Here is a 17,524-nt window from a genome sequence, read left to right on the forward strand (position 1 = left end):
GCAAGGTCGAGAGGAGCCCGGTCGCGCCGCGGCCGGGCTTCCTGCCGCGTCGCGTGCGCTATCGGCCGGCGGCCTTTGGATCGTCGCCTTGCGTGCGCAAATGATGGCCGATCACGAGCCCGGTCAGGCACAGCAACAGCCCGAGCGCCGGCGGCGCAAACAGCGCCTCTTCCTGGAAGATGCCGTTCACCAGCACGACCATCGTGCCGAATGCGGCGAGCCCCTGGATGAGGATTCCGGACGAGGCGTAGAGGCGCCAGGCCTTCAGCGCCATCGCAAGAAAGAAGCCGAGCGGCACCAGTGCGCCGATGCCCATCTGGTAGAGCAGCACGCCGACCGCGCTTTCCACCGCGCCGTCCATCGTGCCGGCCGCTTGCGCGGCGTTCCAGTCGATCGAGAAGTAACCTTCGGAGAGATTGCCGCCGACGCCGAGGCCGCGGCCGATCGGGTTCTGCCGGAATCCGTCCCAGCCGCCCATGAAGCCGATCACGTGAAAGTCGCCGATCTGGAGTCCGATATGGATGGCTGCGATGGCGTACACCACGAGCCCGACCAACGCGACGGCAAGGGTGATGGTGGCGCCGAACAGCCAGGTTGCCGTCCAGGCCAGGGCCACGAAGATGACCAGGATGAGCGCGCCCTTGACGCTGCAGAAGATCAGCAACGGGATCGCGGCCAGCGCCAGCCAGCGAAATCCGACCGCGAACAGAAACAGGATGGAGAAGGCGATCCCGTAGCCGAAGCTGATCGGGCTCATATTCGGTCCGAAGATGCGCAGAATTGACGACAGTCCGAGATCCTCGAACAACGGGCTGTTGAGAAAGCTGAAGCGGAAGCGGTCGATCAGATCCACCGGCACGTTGCCGGTTTGGCGCATCTCGGCTTCCCAGGATCCGGAGCGGGTCGCCTTCAGCTCGTCGAAATGCCAGAACGTGTAGCCATTGGTGATGGTGAGCCAGAAATCGCGGAACATCAGTTCGACATAGCCGCAGACGATCAGCAGCACAGACACCGCCACCAGGAACGGCGTGACGCGGATCTCGAAGCTAGCGGCGGTCAGCAGCGACAGCTGGAACAGAAAGATCGGAAACGCGATGTTGCGCAGATAGACGAGGGCCGCATGCGGGTCCTGCGTGGCGCCGAGCAGGAAATACCCCGTCACGACCGCGAGGGTTAACAGCCCCCATTTCATGATCCGGTCGACGTCAGTTGAATGCTTGCGTTCGCGCAGCACATACAGCGCCAGCGTCACCAGCCACATGACAGCGCAGATCAGGAAATTGTAGCCTTTGACGAAATCCATCTCCTGCTCGGTCGTCATGTAGGATGACAGGATCGAGACGAACAGGTTCTGGAAGAAGATGATGAAGACGGCGATCGACGGCGCGTAGGCCGGCGCCGCGAGCACGATGGCGCAGCCGATCAGGCTTTCGACGACGATCGCGAGCCCGGCGTTCGCCGCCTGCATGATTGGCGCGAAGGCGATCGATGCCACGGCGATGCCGAGCGCCGGAAGCAAGTCGCCGGCCAACAGCGGCCGCGGGGCTATCTCTGCTCGCACAGGCTCTGACCTAAGATGACCGGACGTGTGGGCACACCACACCGCATCGTCGATCTAGCCGCGCATTGTGTAAAAACGGGTTAACCAGACGGGGCTAGCGGGTTCCGAGCAGCGCCTTGAGCACCCCTTGGTCGGCCTTGCCGGTCACGGCGTCGGCCAGGCCAAAGCCCTGTGACATTTCCCAATGTGTCCAGCCCCAGCATTGCTGCCGGGCGTAAGCCGTGACGCCGGCGAGCCAGCGCAACCGGCTGTCGCGCGGCGCGCCGGCCTTGAGCACCCCGAACTCATTGATGATGATCGGCCGGGAGTATTGCCGCTGCCAGGCGGCCGCGGGTTCGAGCCATTTGTCGATGCCGCGGTCGGGGATGGCGCGGTCGACCATCGCGAGCGCCCTGGGCCTGTTCAGCACGGTCAGCTGTTCCCGCAGCTGTTGAACCCTGGGATCGTCGGCGCGGGCCGGATAGGGCAATCCGACGACGTTGTGGAGCGGCTCGTTCGGATCCCAATGCGCCTGATGGGTGAACACCATCGGATCGTAGAAGTGGATGGCATAGACGACGTTGGGATCATCGAGCGGCTTAAAGTCGGGCAGCGAATCCGCGCGTTGCCAATTGACCGGACCCGTGATCAGCGTGGTCTGCGGCAGCAATTGGCGAATGAAGCCGGCAAGCTCCCGGGCTTCGCCTTGCCATTGCGCGGCAGCAACCTCCGGCTCGTTCAGGAGTTCCGCAAAGACCCGATCGGACGGGTAGCGCTGGATGATCCGCGCCAGCTCGCGCCAGGCGCTCTTCATTTCGGTCATCGCGCCCTGCGGATCGTCCTTGTGCAGCGCGTTGAAGTACCGGCCCGAATGCAGGTCGATCGACACCGCATAGCCGAGCCCGAGCAGGGTCTTCAGCGCGCTATCGACGGTTTGCAGGCGGGCGTCGATGTCTGCCTTTGTAGCGAAGCGCGGCATGACGAAGTCGGCAGGCACCGGCAGCCGGATGTGGGTCAGGCCGGCCTTGCGCAGCTCGAGCAGCAGGCCGCGCGGCGGCGCCGAGCGCGGATCGGCGATCCAGCCGTCGGCATTGACGCCGCGCGACAAGGCCTCGAGCCGGTCGGCGGGAACGCCGTCGATCAGGGAAGGGCAGGCCCGCGCGGCGACGGACAGCAATATGGATGCGGCGGCAAAAACGACGGGGATCGACGATAGCCGGGCCATTGGACGATCAACTCGCGATCATGTTGCAGCGGCGACGTGGTTCGGTCATTCGGTCCTGTCGGCCATGGCGGCCGGCTCCGGAAACGTCGCGGTTAGCCATATCGGCGAGACATTAGCGTTGCGTAACCCCGCGCGCATACGCGACGGCACCGTTCTTGCCAATCCCTGTTCAAGAGCAGCCCGCTCGTCCCGGAACGGGACATCGGATGAAGCGAAACGGCGCAGCTTCCAGGAGCGCGACCATGACGACAGGCAGGATCTTCACGGATTGGGATGACAACCATTCGAGGCTCTGGAGCCGTCGGCCGATCCGGCTCGAGCACACCATGCACCGGCAGCCGGCGTTCTCGATCGACGATCTCGCGAAGCTGATTGAGCACTATCCGCGCGAGCACTACAGCCTGGTCAAGACCGGCACGAAGGGATCGAGCCGGGTCTGGCGCGAGGGCGAGATCGGCAGGCTGCGCGGCCATCAGGTGATCGAGGCGATTTCGCGCGGCGGCCTGTGGCTGAACCTGCGCAACGTCACTGCGGTCGATCGCCGCTACCGCGACATGATCGAGCGGATGTTCGGCGAGATCGCAGCCAGGGTTCCCGGCTTCGACGCGCCGACGCATCAGGCCGGCATCCTGATCTCGTCGCCCGATGCGCAGGTCCATTACCACGCCGATCTGCCGGGGCAGGGCCTGGTCCAGATCGCCGGCCGCAAGCGCGTCTATATCTATCCCAACACGCAGCCGTTCATCCGGCCCGAGCATCTGGAGAACATCGCGCTGTTCGACGTCGAGGTCGATATCCCCTACGAGCCCTGGTGCGACTGGCATGCGCAGGTGATCGATCTCGAGCCCGGCGAGATGCTGAACTGGCCACTCAATGCGCCGCACCGCGTCGAGAACCTCGACACCGTCAACATCTCGATGACGATCTCCTATGTGAACGACGACATCCGCCGCACCCAGATCCTGCATCTCGCCAACGGCATGCTGCGTCATCGCTTCGGCTACGCGCCGCGCAGCCGCAGCATCCGCGGCCCGGTCTTCTTCGCCAAGCAGGTGATGCAGAAGCTGCTGCGCGACGGCAAATGGGTGAAGCGCGAACGCGCCGTGCAGCGCGCGATCGACTTCCGCCTCGACGAGAGCGATCTCGGCAAAATTGTCGACCTGCCCAACGCGGCGCTGGCGGCGGCGTAAGCGAGCTTGCCGGTTGCAGGTGCTGGAATGACGGTGTTGACGACACCGGTTGAGAAACCCGGCGCTAGACCGCTCTGACTACGCCCGGCTGGCCCGGCGTGCATTCCAGCGCAGCACGGTCCCAGTTCGCGTTGATCGCCGCTGCCTCATAGCTCGATTGCAGGAATTCGAGCAGCACCTTGTCCGGGTCTGCGGCCGCCCGCACGGCGTCGTAGGGCAGGATGAATTCGCCGAGTGCCTCGCTGAAGAATGCCGCGCCGGGGCGCACCGGCGTGCTGCGATAGCCCGCGGGTTCGGGATAGGCGTAGGAGTAGAAAGCGGGATAATCGATTGCGCCGCCGCCCGGCCAGAAGCCGGCGCTGCTGACCTCGTGCGAATAGGCCTCGTGCGCCACCGCGTCGGGCAAATGGGGCACGCCGCCGGGATGTTGCGGGGCCGTTCTGCCGGAAAAGCGCGTCACCGCGAGATCAAAGCTGCCCCAGAAGAAATGCACCGGGCTCGCCTTGCCGAGGAAGCCGGTCCGGAATTGCTTGAACACGCGATCGCAGTTGACGAGGATCTGGTGAAACCGGCGCACCGCATCCGCGTCGTACGACGCATGCTGCGTATCCTGCGAGAACGGGATCGGGGCGGTGACTTCGTTTGGGATCTCGTCGATGGCGACGTCGATCCCGAGGTCCTTCAGATTGGTCATCGTCGCCGCGTAGAAGCTTGCGACCGATTGACCGGCCAGCGCCAATTGCCGCTCGGTGCCGTCGCTGGTCGAGATGCGGAGCATGTGATCGACGAAGTCGAAGTCGATCTGGAACGTGCGGTCGCCGTCGGGGATCGGCGAGGTCGTCAGCCCGCGCGCCGTGACGTAGAGCGTGACGTGCCAGGAGTGATTGAGCCAAGGCGACTTCGCCAGCCGGATCTTGCCGGCGATCTGGGTGAAGAGCTGGAGCGTGGCACTGCTGTCGCGCCACGCCGCGGTCGGCAGTTCCGGCCAGCGGGTCTTCTGTGTGTTGGTCATGGCAAACCTCTAGGCTGCGCCGACAGGAAGTCTTGCGGAATATCACGAAAATGGTCCCGATGATTTCGGGAACCGTCGCTTCCAAAAAATGCAGACAGGGCGGCAATCGCCAGGAAGTGCCGCCCTATCGCGTGGCCGTTAGGCGTGAAACCCAACCGCAAAGCTCAGCCGTTCGGTTTAGCCGTGCAGTTTCCTGGCGGCCTCCGCGACCGCGCGGCCCTGATAGCGGGCGCCGGCCAGTTCGTTCTCGCTCGGCTGGCGGCTGCCGTCGCCGCCGGTGATGGTGGTCGCGCCGTAGGGCGCGCCGCCGGTGACCTCGTCGAGCTTCATCTGGCCGGCAAAGCCGTAGTTCAGGCCGACCACCGTCATGCCGAAATGCAAGAGGTTGGTGATGATCGAGAACAGCGTCGTCTCCTGGCCGCCATGCTGGGTCGCGCTCGAGGTGAAGGCGGCGCCGACCTTGCCGTTCAGCGCGCCCCTGGCCCAGAGCCCGCCGGCCTGGTCGAGGAAGTTGGCCATCTGCGAAGCCATGCGGCCGAAGCGGGTGCCGGTGCCGACGATGATCGCATCGTAATTGGCGAGATCATCGATCGTAGCGATCGGCGCGGCCTGGTCGAGCTTGTAGTACGACGCCTTGGCGACTTCGGCCGGCACGAGCTCGGGCACGCGCTTGATGTCGACGCTGGCGCCGGCTTCGCGTGCGCCTTCCGCAACGGCATTCGCCATTGCTTCGATGTGACCGTAGGCGGAGTAATAGAGAACAAGAACCTTGGCCATGATGGCCTCCTTTTTTGGGCTGAGTCGGCGGGAGATGATTGGGGGGAGGAGCATGCGCGGACGTCCGTCCGCGCATGCAGGGTGAGGCGTGATTACGCCGCGTCGACCAGCACGAGCTCGGCATCCTCGAGCGCGGTGATCTTCAGCGTGGCTTCATCGCGGATCGCGGCGCCGTCGCGCGCATTGACGCGCACGCCGTTGACCTCGATGCTGCCGGCCGCCGGCACCAGATAGAGGTGACGGGCCTTATCGGCGGCGTATTCCGCGCTTTCGCCGGCCTTCAGCGTGGTGGCGAGCACCCGCGCGTTGGCCCGGATCGGTAGCGCATCATCGTCGCCGTCGATGCCGGAGGCGATGGTGACGAGCTTGCCGGAGCGGTTCGACTTCGGGAACGGCTTCGATCCCCAGGTCGGCTGGCCGCCCTGCGTCGTCGGCTCGATCCAGATCTGGAATATCTTCGTCTTGGACGGCTCCAGATTGTACTCGGAGTGACGGATGCCGCTGCCGGCGCTCATCACCTGCACGTCGCCGGCTTCGGTGCGTCCCTTGTTGCCGAGCGAGTCCTGGTGCGTGATCGCGCCTTCGCGAACATAGGTGATGATCTCCATGTTGGCATGCGGATGCGCCGGGAAGCCGGAGTTGGGCGCGATCTCGTCGTCGTTCCACACCCGCAGCGCGCCGTGGCTGACATTGGCGGGGTCGTAGTAGCTCGCAAACGAGAAGTGGTGCTTGGCCTTCAGCCAGCCGTGGTCGGCACCGCCCAGCTTTGCGAATGGTTTCAGTTCGATCATGGTTACTCCGTTCGATGGGTTGGTTTCGATCTCGTTGACCGCTTGGATATGCCTCCGGCTGTGGTATAGAAATAGAAACTATTGAAACTCATTGTTTCCAGAACTGAGCAACCAGGACAGCGGCCAATGTCGAAACTGCCGGACTTCGAGGCGCTCGCGATCTTCGCAAAAGTCGTGGAATTGCGGTCGTTTGCAGCCGCCGCGACCGAGCTTTCGCTGTCCAAGGCCACGGTCTCGAAGGCGGTCAGCCGGCTCGAGGAGCGGCTTGGCGCGCGGCTGTTCAACCGCACCTCCCGCCGCCTGGCGCTGACCGACGCCGGCCAGAAATTGTCGGAGCGCGCAGCAAGGCTGCTCGCCGACGGCGAGGCCGCCGAGAACGAGGCGCTGGCGCAATCGACCACGCCGCGTGGCCTGGTACGGCTCGCGGTGCCGATGAGTTTCGGCATCAAGACCGTGGCGCCGTTGCTGCCGGAATTCATGGAGGCCTATCCGGAGGTCGCGATCGATCTGCATCTCAGCGACGCGACCGTCGATCTGATCGGCGAAGGCTTTGATGCCGGCCTGCGCATCGCGCGGCTGCCGGATTCCTCGCTGATCGCGCGGCGGCTGTGCGGCATGCCGCGCTACACGGTGGCGGCGCCGTCCTATCTGAAGCGCAACGGCCGGCCGACCCATCCGATGCATCTCGCCGAGCACAAATGCTTCGGCTACGCCTATCTCTCGACCCAGGGCGTCTGGCACTACACCAACGCGTCGGGCGAGCAGGCGAGCGTGCGTCCGGCCGGCCAGCTGCGCGTCAACAATGGCGAGGCCGTGATGCCCGCGCTGCTCGCCGGCCTCGGCATTGCTGATCTGCCCGACTTCATCGTCGGCGATGCAATCGCACGCGGCGAGGTCGAAGTGATCCTGAAGGGCTGGAAGCAACCCGAGGGCGCCGTGCATCTCGTCACCCCGCCCGGCGGCCCGCGGCCCGCCCGTGTCGAGGTGCTGGCGGATTTCCTCGCCAAGCATTTCGCCAAGGGCCGCGCGCAGCGCAAGTAGAGAGCCGCGCGCAGCGCAAGTAGAGGGCCGCGCGCAGCGAAAATAGAAAATAACGGAGCGCACGCTACGGAGGCGGAAGCGCTCGCGCGGGCGAGGCCAAAGGCCGCGCGCGCCGTCACATTCGTGTCATCCCTTTTAAATTGTATAGATTGTGTGAACTAACCCATGATCGTGGGCAGGCGCGATCGTCTATCTCTTCATCCTGAACCTGTTGCCGCACAGCACATTTTCGGAGGAACCAGATGATTGATCTGACCAAGCATGACTTCACGTCATTGTCGGTGAAGGATCTGCTCGATGCCCGCGAGGCTTATCATGTGCATCTGGCCCATCTGCAATCGGTCTACGCCACGGCGATCGGCCGCTATCTGATCCGCGACAGCGATCGCAACGCGACGGAACGGCGGCACCATTCCAAGCCGCAGGCACTCGGACCGCGCACGCTGTTCAATTCGTCGGTCAAGGACTGGTCGTGGCCCTGCATCCTCGTCTTCGTGCGGGACTGGATGAAGCGCTCCGAGTTGAAGAACCATCCGGAGAAGCAGGACCAGCTGGTGCCGCCGTTCCTGTATCTGCCGGATGGCCGCGTCGTGCCGACCTGCGTCGTCAAGGTCGATCCGAACGAGGGCAGCCCCGGCATCGTCGACCCGCCGGTGTTCAAGAGCGACCTGGTCGGCGGCGGCTTCCCGGTCCAGACCATGATTCAGGGCAAGATCCATCGCGGCTCGATCGGCTGTCTCGTCACCAACGGCGAGACCGTGTTCGCACTCTCCAACCGCCACGTGGTCGGCGCGGCCGGACGCGAGATCTTCGCCGGCTTCAAGAACACCGACCGGCGTCTCGGCGTCAGCGATGCGCTGCAACTCGGCAAGCGCGCCTTCAGCGACGTCTATCCCGGCTGGCCCGGCTCGCGCGTGGTGGCCAATCTCGATGCCGGATTGATCCGCGTCGACGACGTCAAGGGCTGGACCGCGCAGATCTACGGCGTCGGCCAGGTCGGCGACGTCGTCGATCTCAATGTCGGCACCTTCCGCCTCGAGATCATCAACCAGCCGCTGATCGCCTTCGGCGCGACCAGCGGATTGATGAAGGGCAAGATCATCGGCCTGTTCTATCGCTACAAGACCGTCGGCGGCATGGAATATGTCAGCGATTTCGTGATCGGTCCGCGCGACGGTGACACGCCGCTCAACAACTATCCCGGCGATTCCGGCACGGTCTGGTTTCTCGACGACCCCGACGCCAAGAAGAACGCCGGCGGCGCGCGCATCCTCAGCCCGCTAGCGCTCGAATGGGGCGGCCAGGAATTGTTCGGGTCAGGCGGCAAGGTTCCGATGCAGGTGGCGCTCGGCATCTGCATGGCGACGCTGTGCCGCGAGCTCGATGTCGAGTTGATCGGCGACTGGAATGCAGGCCACACCGAGTATTGGGGCGAGTGGGGACACGTCAAGATCGGCGCCTACGCAACCGGCCTGATTGATGCGAAGCTGCCCAAGCTCTCGGCCATGATGGATGCCAATTCCGACAATATCGGCCTCGACGACAAGCTGCTTGCCGACCTCAAACCGTATCAGCACGGCACCTTCGCGCCGCTGGCCGACGTCGCCGACCTGGTCTGGCGCTTCACCCGGCACACCGACGAAAGCAACCATTTCGCCGACATGGACAAGCCCGGCAAGGACGGCAAGACGCTGCTCGATCTCTGCGCCGAGTCGACGCGCAACGTCGATCCAAAAGTCTGGAACGACTATTACGACGGGATCGGTGAGGACCGGCGCGGCGCGCTGCCGTTCCGGGTCTGGCAGATCTTCGACGAGATGGTCGAATACGCCGCCGCCAACAAAAAGCTGGAGTTCGTCTGCGCCGCGGGCATCGTCGCGCATTACATCGGCGATGCCTGCCAGCCGCTGCACATTTCGCAATTCCATCATGGCCTCGATCCGAACGACAAGAAGCACGCCAAGGTGCACAGCGTGTACGAGACCACGATGATCGGCCGCCACGGCAAGGATCTCATCAAGATGATCCCTGACGCGAAGACCAGCGACGTCGCGGAGATTGCTTCGGGTGCAACGCCGACCGGTCGCGATGCCGCCGTCGCCGTGGTCGCGCTGATGCAGCGAACCGTGAAGCGGCTGCCGCCGATGACGATCGTCAATTTGTTCAACTCCCATATGGGGAGCGGCCAGGTCGACGTGATGTGGTCGAAGCTGAAGGATGCCACGGCGGCCTGCATGCAGGACGGCGCCAAGACGCTTGCGAGAGTCTGGGAAGCGGCCTGGCGTGCCGGTGCGGGCGAAGATCGCGGGCAGGGCGGCAAGTTCGATCAGGGCAGCCTGAGCAAGCTCTACAACGACCCCAGCTTCCTGCCGGCGTATCCGCTCCAGCAGCTCACGCTGGATGCCAACGACCACATCGTGCCGGTCGGCGGAGCCGGAGCGCGGCGCCGGAGTGCGCCAATCGCACGCCGCGCGCGCCCGCCGGCCGCGAAGAAGGCAGCCAAGAAGGCTGCCAAAAACACGGCCAAGAATACGGCAAAGACTACGGCCAGGAGAGCGCCCAAGAAGGCTGTGGTGAAGGCCGTGGCGCGCAAGCGTCCGGTCGCGGCCGCTCCGGTTCGCCGCGCAGCCGCCAGCAAGAAGACCGCAACCAAGCGCGGCGCGGCCAGGAAGCGGTCGGTCGCAAAGACACACAAGGCGTCGCGCAAGCATTAGGATCTGCGCCTGGCGACGGCCGATGTCGTGGCGGCGTCGAAGGTGTCGAGACCTTCGACGCCGCACTTCGTTTGCATGCATGTGGCTGCGCCGGGGTTTTCAAAATTTGTTGCAGACGACAGCGCGCGGTTGATCGCGGCGGTGAAGAAGATCGGCAAGGTCGAATAGGGAACCTCAGTCCGTTCGCCTTCACATTTAGTTGTCCGCAACCTCGTTCCTTGCAACGATCCTTGGCCGCATTCATTTGCCAGCCTGAAGCAAATCGCCGCGCGGAACTTGCGCGTGCGCGGATCAATCACGTCGAACGAGGGCACTGTGCATGAAGACGCAGCGGATCGTCCTGAGCGTAGCGATCGCGATCGGCGGCCTCGCCGCCGCAACGCCTGCGTGGTCGCAGGAGTATCGCGGAACCTGGGAACAGCAGATGGCGTGCACGCCGGATGTGTGGCGGCTCTGTGGCGATCAGATTCCCGACACCAACCGGATCGTCGCCTGCCTGCGACAGAACACGCCGCAACTTTCCAGCGGTTGTCGCGCCGTATTCGAGTCCAATGCAAGCACGCAGCAGCCGCAAACCCAGGGGCGCGCGCCGCAGCAGCACCCGCAGATGCAGCAACGGCCGCGCGCACCACGGCAGATCCAGCCGGCGCCGGTTGCGCCGCCGCGGCCGGCCCCCGGCGATGATGAGGACTAGAGCGCTTTTGAGCGAAGTGGACGCCGGTTCGCGTAAGGAATACGCGTCAAACCAGAATCCCTAAGACCTGACTTCGCAGACATCGACCCACTCGGCCGCGGTCAGCTCCGCCATCCGGTCGGGCGTGATGCGCACCGCGCTGTGTGTCGAGCCGGCGGCCGGCACCACGACGTCGAACGCCTTCAGCGATACATCGCAATAGACCGGCAGCGGCGTCTTCAGACCGAACGGACAGACGCCGCCGACCTCATGGCCGGTGATGTCGGCGACCTCGTCGAGGCCGAGCATCTTCGGCTTGCCGCCGAAAGCCGCCTTTACCTTCTTGTTGTCCATCCGCGATGTTCCGGCGGCGACGATCAGCACCACGCGGTCGCCGACCCGCAGGCTCAGCGTCTTGGCGATCCGCGCCGGCTCGACGCCATAGGCCTCGGCCGCCAGCACGACGGTTGCGGAGCTCACAGCGGATTCGATCACGGTGATTTCGGGCGCCTTCTCGGCGAAGAAGGCGCGGACGGACTCGATGCTCATGAAGTTCAGGACCTTGCTAGTCAGGATCTGGCAGACACCAGGGCAGGAAGCTCGGAGAGGCCGTGGATCCGGTGATCGGGCACGACGCCGAGCTCGTCCATCTGGGTACGCAGCGCCTTGAACATCGTCAATGGGGCGACCGTCTCGCTCTCGACGCAGGCCAGCGCCATCGCTTCCGGCGCCACCCGTTCGATCCAGGCGACACTGAGTCCAAACGCCTTGGCGCCGCAGGCGTCCCAGGGATTGGAGGAGATGAAGAGCACCTCCGCAGGAGGTATTTTCAACACTTCTTCGATCAGCGTGTAGGCCTCGGGCGCCGGCTTGAACACCTTGTGGGCGTCGACGCTGATGGTTGCATCGAGCAGCCGGTCGAGCCCCGAATTGCGCACCAGCGCGTTCAGCATGTCAGGGCTGCCGTTGGAGAGGATCGCGAGCTTCTTGTCCTTCATCGCCTCGAGCGCTGCGACCGCATCCGGATACAGCGCCAGATGCTGGTACTTGTCGATGATGCGGGCGAAGGTTGCTTCGTCATATTGCAGGCCGAGGCAGCGCAGCGTGTAGGCGAGGGAATCGCGGGTTGCGACGGCGAAATCCTGGTAGCGCCGCATCAGCGTGCGCAGCCAGGAATATTCGAGCTGCTTGATGCGCCAGATCTGCGTGATGATGTCGCCATAGCCGGGGAACGCATCCTCGGTGACATCGGCCACGGACTGGACGTCATAGAGCGTACCATAGGCGTCGAAGACGATTGCTTTGATTGTCATTGTGATCTCTCTTGCCCGCCGATCGTCGCATACAGGAATTTCCGCAAGGCGTCGACGGATTGGTCCCGTGCGGCCTCGTTGAATTCGAGGTGATGACCAAGCAGCGTCCGGGGCGTGCCAAAAGCTGGCACGTCGAAATCATGATAGGCGCCGGGATAGACGATGAGTTTGATTGGATACCCTGTGTCCTTCCGGCGCGAGATTCCGTAGTCGTCGCGGCCCTCGGCCAGGCTCAGGCATTCCCTGGCCGGCGTCCAATCGTCGAGCTCGCCGACCATGATCAGCGTCGGCACCGTCATGTCACCCTTGATGTTGAGGCAGGGCGGGTAGAACGCCACGGCGGCACGGAATTTCTCAGTCGCGTTACGTTCGATCGCCCCGCGCTCCACCGAGAACAGGGCAAGCTCGGCGCCTTGCGAGAACCCGACCACCGCGACGCGGGCAGGATCGACGGACGATTGCCGTGCCAGGAAACTCAGCGCGCGATAGGCGTCATTGACGGTTGCGGCCGGCGGCCCGCTCGCGCAGGCACTTGTGATGCCGCGCGGTCCGAACCGGTCGACCGTGAGCGTGACATAACCCCAGGCTGCCAACAGCCTGCCCCAACGCTCGTCGAGTTGTTTGAAGAACCCGCTGCAGCCGTGCAGCAGCACGACCGCAGGAGAGGGGCCTGGCCCGTCCGGCAATCGCAGATAGCCTTGCAGCGGTTGCGCGCTTGCGAGCGGGGTCTCGAATTCGACGAAGGCGGGCGGCTGCCCCGCGCCAGCCGCATGGTCCGGCCCTGCGCTTCCGATCAGAAGCACGGCGAGGGATGCGGCAAGTCCGGTGAAGTTCGCCATGAACCACCTCCGAAGCTTGCCGCCAACAATACTCCCTTAAATCCCCAAAATCTTCCGCGCGTTCGCCTTCAAAACTTTCGGCCGGATCTCCTCGCGGATGTCGAGCTTGGCGAAATCGGCGAGCCAGCGATCCGGCGTGATGACCGGCCAGTCGGAGCCGAACAGCATCTTGTCCTGCAGGATCGAGTTGATGTAGCGCACCAGGATCGGCGGGAAATATTTCGGAGACCAGCCGGAGAGGTCGATATAGACGTTCGGCTTGTGAGTCGCGACCGACAGCGCCTCTTCCTGCCAGGGGAAGGAGGGATGCGCGAGGATGATCTTGAGGTCGGGGAAATCGGCCGCGACGTCGTCCATGTACATCGGGTTGGAATATTTCAGCCGCATCCCCATGCCGCCCGGCATGCCGGAGCCGACGCCGGTCTGGCCGGTGTGGAACAGCGCGATCGCGCCGCCGTCATTGATCGCCTCATAGAGCGGGTACGCCATGCGGTCGTTGGCGTAGAAGCCCTGCATGGTCGGATGGAATTTGAAGCCGCGGACGCCGTAGTCCTCGATCAGCCTTCGGGCCTCGCGCACGCCGAGCTTGCCCTTGTGCGGGTCGATCGAGACGAACGGGATCAGGACGTCGAGATGATCGGATGCGACCTCGAGCATTTCGAGATTGTTGTAGCGGCGAAAGCCGGTCTCACGTTCGGCGTCGACCGGGAAGATCACCGCAGCGATGTTCTTCGACCGGTAGTAGGCGGCGGTCTCCGGCACGGTCGGCGGATGCTTGTGCGGCGACTTGAAATAGTCGGCCATCTGCGCCTGGAAATCGTCATAGCCGTCATCGCCATGCATGCCGCACGGCTCCTCGGCATGGGTGTGGATGTCGATCGCGACGACTTTCTCGATGTCAGGCAGTTTGAGCTTGGGCATTCGGCTTCCCCGGCGGCGTGTTTGTTGGTGATGGAAAATAATTATATGATATAACGATTTTCGCAAGCGGTCTGGTTGATGGGGGCGTGGTTTGCGGATTGATCCGGTTCGGCTGGGAAAGTCCGCCGGGATCGGTCAGGGCCCGGCCCGCAAGCACGATTCGGTGCTGTCCGTATTTAAGCCCCCGTGTCCTAAGCTGAATTTGAAAGTGTCCTAGTTCGGATTCACCGAACGGAAACCATGGTTTAGCTGCCGTTCTCGGTAGGACTACCGAACGGCGGTCACCGAATGTTCTGCCCATCCACGGCTCTTATGCCGGTATAGGATTCACTATGCAGTTTGTGCCAGTTCCCGACCGGAGTTCTCCGTGGGTGAACTGAGTTCCCGAAAACGATCCGGAACGGACCCATTCCTTGACGGTTGGATAGCCGTGATCCTCGAAGATGGGAGATCATGGGATGTTCAAAGCAGAACAAACCACCGTCCGGTGCAAGTGCGGGCAAGAGCTGACGAACCTCCGCCTTCTCGTTGACAGCCAGACGGGAACGCGATTTTTGACTGAGCGCTGCGAGGCGTGCGGAGAGATCGCCATCATTCTGGCAAACGCCAGCTCCAGCACCGATGTGTGACAAGTGTGCGCAGCTTGACGAGAAGATCGCACACATCCGCATGCTGGCCTCACAGATAGTCGATCAGTTCACCTTGGACGCGATTGCTGCCCTCGTTGAGGATTACGAAACGCAGAAGCGCGATCTGCATCCCGAACCGAAAGAGTAAGGCCGCCCCGGTTGGCGGCCTCATTCGTGGGTGAACGGGTTCCGAAAGTTAATCTGCGTTATTGTTTGCGGAGTTCCGCATGCACTAATTTCCTTGGCGCAGGCAGGGAAACGCGCGCCCATGAAGGACATGAAGGCGCACTTGGAGAAGCTTCGCATAGAAGCGGAAGAGTGCGAATTAATCAGCAAGCTCGCGACCAACGCGACCAAGAAACATCTATTTGCCAAGCTGGCTGCCCATCACCGCACGCTCGCTAACGAAGTCGAGCGAGCGATGCAAAATCCTAAACAGTGAGGCCGCCTCAGTTGGCGGCCTCTTTCATTTTGGATGACCAAATAAATCGGCCTGTGGACTTGGAACTGGCTCCGGGTCCGGTTCGTGCGCAACTGTGGTCTCAGCCATCAGGGGCAACTGCAAGGTATCTCCCCTCTTAGGATGGGCGATATCCAGCATTAGCTTAAACTGGCTCCATGTTTTCGATACCCGCATCAGCGTGACAACCGCGTGCAGATGCTGAGCTAAAGCGGGATGGCCTACATCCTCGGTTAAGAGCTGATGATGTGCTCCCTTTCGGCGACCACCCTCAATCGGGTTTCTCTTTTCCAACTCGTCGAGGATTTGCGGCGCAAGGCGCGCATAGACAATATCCTTTGTGTAGGCCGCGACGACTTGCGGAGGATTCTTGCTGCGTCCATGCCACTTCCAACCTCGCAGCCGGAATATGTGCTCATAGAATTCATCCGGGAATCGCTTGGCCCAAGCAGCGAGTTCGTGCCGCAAGAAGCGATCAAGCATTTCTTGAAGCGCTTCACGATCGCGAGAAGCTTGAAAGCCCGTTGCCTCATCGACCAACCCAATGATGCCGAGCCGCTGTAATCCCCGAGAGAGCATGTCGCACGCCTCGATGATGTGCGCGTAGCGTGTCGGGACCTTCTTGTTTGTGACCAGCTCTGACGTTCGGAAGTCTAGATAGACGTTACAAACCAACGGCAGCATCAAGGCGTCATAGCCAACGGCGCGATTGCCGGACATATCCAAGTAAAATATGGGTTTGGTCGAGTCCCTCAACTCATTGGAAATAAAAGGTTCTAGGGCCTTCGCCTGCAAAAATGAGGGTAGTTCGTCGAGGGTCGATTGAACGCCTGTTCCGGCCTTCGGCGTTGACGAGCGCCCGATAGCGCGAAGGAATTGCCCCTGCGAAAGAACGCGCCTGCCGTCCGACAGGTTGGCCGCAGGAATGATTGCTTCACCAATCCTCACCGGCCCTTCATGCGTTGCGCGAGGCAGATTCTTTGCCCATCGCGCCTCAATAGCCTTCTTGGCGATCTCTTTCCGCCGTTCAGGACTCAGAGCAGCGGCTCTCGCTGCTCCACCTTTCGCTTTTCCAGAAGGTTCGTTTGCCATGACGGCTCCATACTTGCATTGATCCTGCAAGAATATACTTGCATTCCGAAATTGCAAGTATATAGTGGAACCATGAGCAAGCGAACACACACAAGCAAACGCCCCGCTGGCCTTTCGGCTAGCGGGGCGTTTTTGTGTGCGGAAGCGTGGCAGAGTGGCCTATTGCACCGAGCTTACCCCTCGGCGGACCTTTGGGCGTCCAAACCCCTCGCAGGGTCCCGTCAGTTCGAATCTGACCGCTTCCACCATCAAACCAGTGGGACCGGCGCGGCGGCAACCGCTCCGATCCCGATCAAACACCCCGGGGATGAGCCCGAGGCGAATGACCATCTGGATAATATACGCCCGGCAAGGCGCTATTTCCAGCTTCGCCCGAAGCCCGCCCCCTTCAACCCGAAGGATGAGCTTCGTGAACGTTCTCTCTCGCGATCAGCAGATTGCAATTATCGCCTGCCTTACCGAAGGCCAAAGCATCCGCGCCACTGAGCGCATCACCGGCATTCACCGCGATACCATCATGCGCCTTGGTGCACGCGTCGGCCGTGGCTGCGCCGAACTGCATGACCGCATGATGGTCGGCATTCGTTGCGGTCGTTTGGAGCTGGACGAAATCTGGGGCTTTGTCGGCAAGAAGCAGAAGCGCGTTGAGCGTCACGAGATCGGCCACAAGGGCGACCAATACACGTTCATCGGCATGGCCTCCTCTGCCAAGGCGATCATCAGCTATCGCACCGGCAAGCGCGACACCGAGAATACGGACCTGTTCGTGCAGGACCTTCGCCAGCGCGTCATCGGTGCCCCTGAGATCAGCACCGACGGTTTCCATCCCTACAAGGTAGCGATCCGCGACGCTTTCAACGGTCGCGCCCACCATGGCGTGATCGTAAAGACCTACAGTGTAACGAACCTGGCTGTAAAAGAAGCCGCGCGCCGCTATAGCCCTGCTGAAGTAGTAGCAGTAAGCCGTGAGGTAGAGAGCGGTATGCCGGCGAACATCTCAACCAGCTACGTTGAGCGCCAGAACCTCACGCTGCGGATGACGCAGAAGCGCTTTGCGCGCCTCACCAATGGCTTTTCAAAGAAGTTGGATCACCACGCCGCGGCCGTCAGCCTGTACGTTGCTCACTACAATCTCTGCCGCGTACATGAGGCCCTTCGGACCACGCCAGCGGTCGCGCTTGGCGTTGCTGAGCGCGTGTGGACGATTGGAGATTTGCTAGATGTCGTGTTGTCGTTGGAGCCGAACCGGCCGGTTCGCGTAACGCGAAACTTCACGGTAATCGACGGCGGGCGCTCTTAATTGAGCG

18 protein-coding genes and 1 tRNA gene are annotated in these 17,524 nt (G+C 62.7%); 8 read left to right on the forward strand and 11 right to left on the reverse strand.

The features are described from left to right. Positions 1-58: 58 nt before the first annotated feature. Both FBZ93_RS15510 and FBZ93_RS15515 read right to left on the reverse strand, forming a co-directional pair. The gene (locus FBZ93_RS15510) at positions 59-1,561 is read right to left on the reverse strand and encodes a hypothetical protein (RefSeq protein WP_246667502.1); all 1,503 of its coding nucleotides are present in this window, start codon (positions 1,559-1,561) and stop codon (positions 59-61) included. A gap of 94 nt (positions 1,562-1,655) precedes the next feature. Continuing rightward, positions 1,656-2,765 (reverse strand): glycoside hydrolase family 5 protein, encoded by a 1,110-nt coding sequence (locus FBZ93_RS15515; protein ID WP_146986792.1) that lies wholly within the window; start codon positions 2,763-2,765, stop codon positions 1,656-1,658. Between the two features lie 242 nt (positions 2,766-3,007). On the opposite strand from FBZ93_RS15515, the gene FBZ93_RS15520 reads away from it, so the two are divergent. Then, positions 3,008-3,955: a cupin-like domain-containing protein gene (locus FBZ93_RS15520; protein ID WP_146986793.1), complete on the forward strand. Its 948-nt coding sequence runs from the start codon at positions 3,008-3,010 to the stop codon at positions 3,953-3,955. Positions 3,956-4,019: 64 nt separating this feature from the next. On the opposite strand, the gene FBZ93_RS15525 is transcribed toward FBZ93_RS15520, so the two are convergent. The 3 genes from FBZ93_RS15525 to FBZ93_RS15535 all read right to left on the reverse strand — a co-directional run bounded on the left by FBZ93_RS15525 (position 4,020) and on the right by FBZ93_RS15535 (position 6,535). Then, on the reverse strand, positions 4,020-4,967 hold the full coding sequence (locus FBZ93_RS15525; RefSeq protein ID WP_146986794.1) for a DUF5996 family protein: 948 nt from the start codon (positions 4,965-4,967) through the stop codon (positions 4,020-4,022). 177 nt (positions 4,968-5,144) lie between these two features. Then, entirely contained in the window at positions 5,145-5,744 is a 600-nt protein-coding gene (gene wrbA, locus FBZ93_RS15530; RefSeq protein WP_146986795.1) for an NAD(P)H:quinone oxidoreductase, read from the reverse strand. A 92-nt stretch (positions 5,745-5,836) separates the two neighbouring features. After that, positions 5,837-6,535: a pirin family protein gene (locus FBZ93_RS15535; RefSeq protein WP_146986796.1), complete on the reverse strand. Its 699-nt coding sequence runs from the start codon at positions 6,533-6,535 to the stop codon at positions 5,837-5,839. Positions 6,536-6,661: 126 nt separating this feature from the next. Here FBZ93_RS15535 and FBZ93_RS15540 point away from each other — a divergent pair, with 126 nt between their 5' ends. Both FBZ93_RS15540 and FBZ93_RS15545 read left to right on the forward strand, forming a co-directional pair. Beyond that, positions 6,662-7,576: a LysR family transcriptional regulator gene (locus FBZ93_RS15540; RefSeq protein WP_146986797.1), complete on the forward strand. Its 915-nt coding sequence runs from the start codon at positions 6,662-6,664 to the stop codon at positions 7,574-7,576. 242 nt (positions 7,577-7,818) lie between these two features. Further along, the gene (locus FBZ93_RS15545) at positions 7,819-10,290 is read left to right on the forward strand and encodes a hypothetical protein (RefSeq protein WP_146986798.1); all 2,472 of its coding nucleotides are present in this window, start codon (positions 7,819-7,821) and stop codon (positions 10,288-10,290) included. Here FBZ93_RS15545 and FBZ93_RS40600 read toward each other — a convergent pair. Then, a complete protein-coding gene (locus tag FBZ93_RS40600) occupies positions 10,287-10,604 on the reverse strand; it encodes a hypothetical protein (RefSeq protein WP_167529039.1) in 318 nt (105 codons plus the stop codon). The two genes, FBZ93_RS15545 and FBZ93_RS40600, sit on opposite strands and share 4 nt — an antisense overlap. Before the next feature lie 5 nt (positions 10,605-10,609). On the opposite strand from FBZ93_RS40600, the gene FBZ93_RS15550 reads away from it, so the two are divergent. Further along, positions 10,610-10,984 (forward strand): hypothetical protein, encoded by a 375-nt coding sequence (locus tag FBZ93_RS15550; protein WP_146986799.1) that lies wholly within the window; start codon positions 10,610-10,612, stop codon positions 10,982-10,984. 60 nt (positions 10,985-11,044) lie between these two features. Here the strand turns inward: FBZ93_RS15550 and FBZ93_RS15555 are convergent, their stop codons facing one another. From FBZ93_RS15555 to FBZ93_RS15570, 4 genes are read right to left on the reverse strand one after another with little or no spacing between them, the layout of a single operon-like run. Beyond that, positions 11,045-11,512 carry a YbaK/EbsC family protein gene (locus FBZ93_RS15555; protein ID WP_146986800.1) on the reverse strand — a complete coding sequence of 156 codons (468 nt, stop codon included), beginning with the start codon at positions 11,510-11,512 and terminating at the stop codon, positions 11,045-11,047. 20 nt (positions 11,513-11,532) lie between these two features. Then, positions 11,533-12,276 carry a haloacid dehalogenase type II gene (locus FBZ93_RS15560; protein ID WP_146986801.1) on the reverse strand — a complete coding sequence of 248 codons (744 nt, stop codon included), beginning with the start codon at positions 12,274-12,276 and terminating at the stop codon, positions 11,533-11,535. Beyond that, on the reverse strand, positions 12,273-13,115 hold the full coding sequence (locus FBZ93_RS15565) for a dienelactone hydrolase family protein (protein ID WP_146986802.1): 843 nt from the start codon (positions 13,113-13,115) through the stop codon (positions 12,273-12,275). The genes FBZ93_RS15560 and FBZ93_RS15565 overlap by 4 nt, the downstream gene beginning before the upstream one ends. 36 nt (positions 13,116-13,151) lie before the next feature. Then, positions 13,152-14,036: an amidohydrolase family protein gene (locus FBZ93_RS15570; protein ID WP_146986803.1), complete on the reverse strand. Its 885-nt coding sequence runs from the start codon at positions 14,034-14,036 to the stop codon at positions 13,152-13,154. A gap of 458 nt (positions 14,037-14,494) precedes the next feature. Here FBZ93_RS15570 and FBZ93_RS40605 point away from each other — a divergent pair, with 458 nt between their 5' ends. Further along, positions 14,495-14,665, forward strand: a complete 171-nt coding sequence (locus FBZ93_RS40605) for a hypothetical protein (RefSeq protein WP_167529055.1) — start codon at positions 14,495-14,497, stop codon at positions 14,663-14,665. A gap of 268 nt (positions 14,666-14,933) precedes the next feature. Further along, positions 14,934-15,107 carry a hypothetical protein gene (locus tag FBZ93_RS40610; RefSeq protein WP_167529056.1) on the forward strand — a complete coding sequence of 58 codons (174 nt, stop codon included), beginning with the start codon at positions 14,934-14,936 and terminating at the stop codon, positions 15,105-15,107. A gap of 24 nt (positions 15,108-15,131) precedes the next feature. Here FBZ93_RS40610 and FBZ93_RS15575 read toward each other — a convergent pair whose 3' ends face one another. Beyond that, on the reverse strand, positions 15,132-16,217 hold the full coding sequence (locus FBZ93_RS15575) for a P63C domain-containing protein (protein ID WP_146986804.1): 1,086 nt from the start codon (positions 16,215-16,217) through the stop codon (positions 15,132-15,134). A gap of 140 nt (positions 16,218-16,357) precedes the next feature. Between FBZ93_RS15575 and FBZ93_RS15580 the strand changes: the two genes are divergently transcribed. Beyond that, positions 16,358-16,465 (forward strand) — tRNA-Val (locus tag FBZ93_RS15580). Positions 16,466-16,626: 161 nt separating this feature from the next. Next, entirely contained in the window at positions 16,627-17,517 is an 891-nt protein-coding gene (locus FBZ93_RS15585; RefSeq protein WP_146986805.1) for a transposase, read from the forward strand. Positions 17,518-17,524 lie beyond the last annotated feature (7 nt).

Origin of the sequence: Bradyrhizobium macuxiense, assembly GCF_007993935.1 — a bacterium.
GTDB classification, from domain to species: domain Bacteria; phylum Pseudomonadota; class Alphaproteobacteria; order Rhizobiales; family Xanthobacteraceae; genus Bradyrhizobium; species Bradyrhizobium macuxiense_A.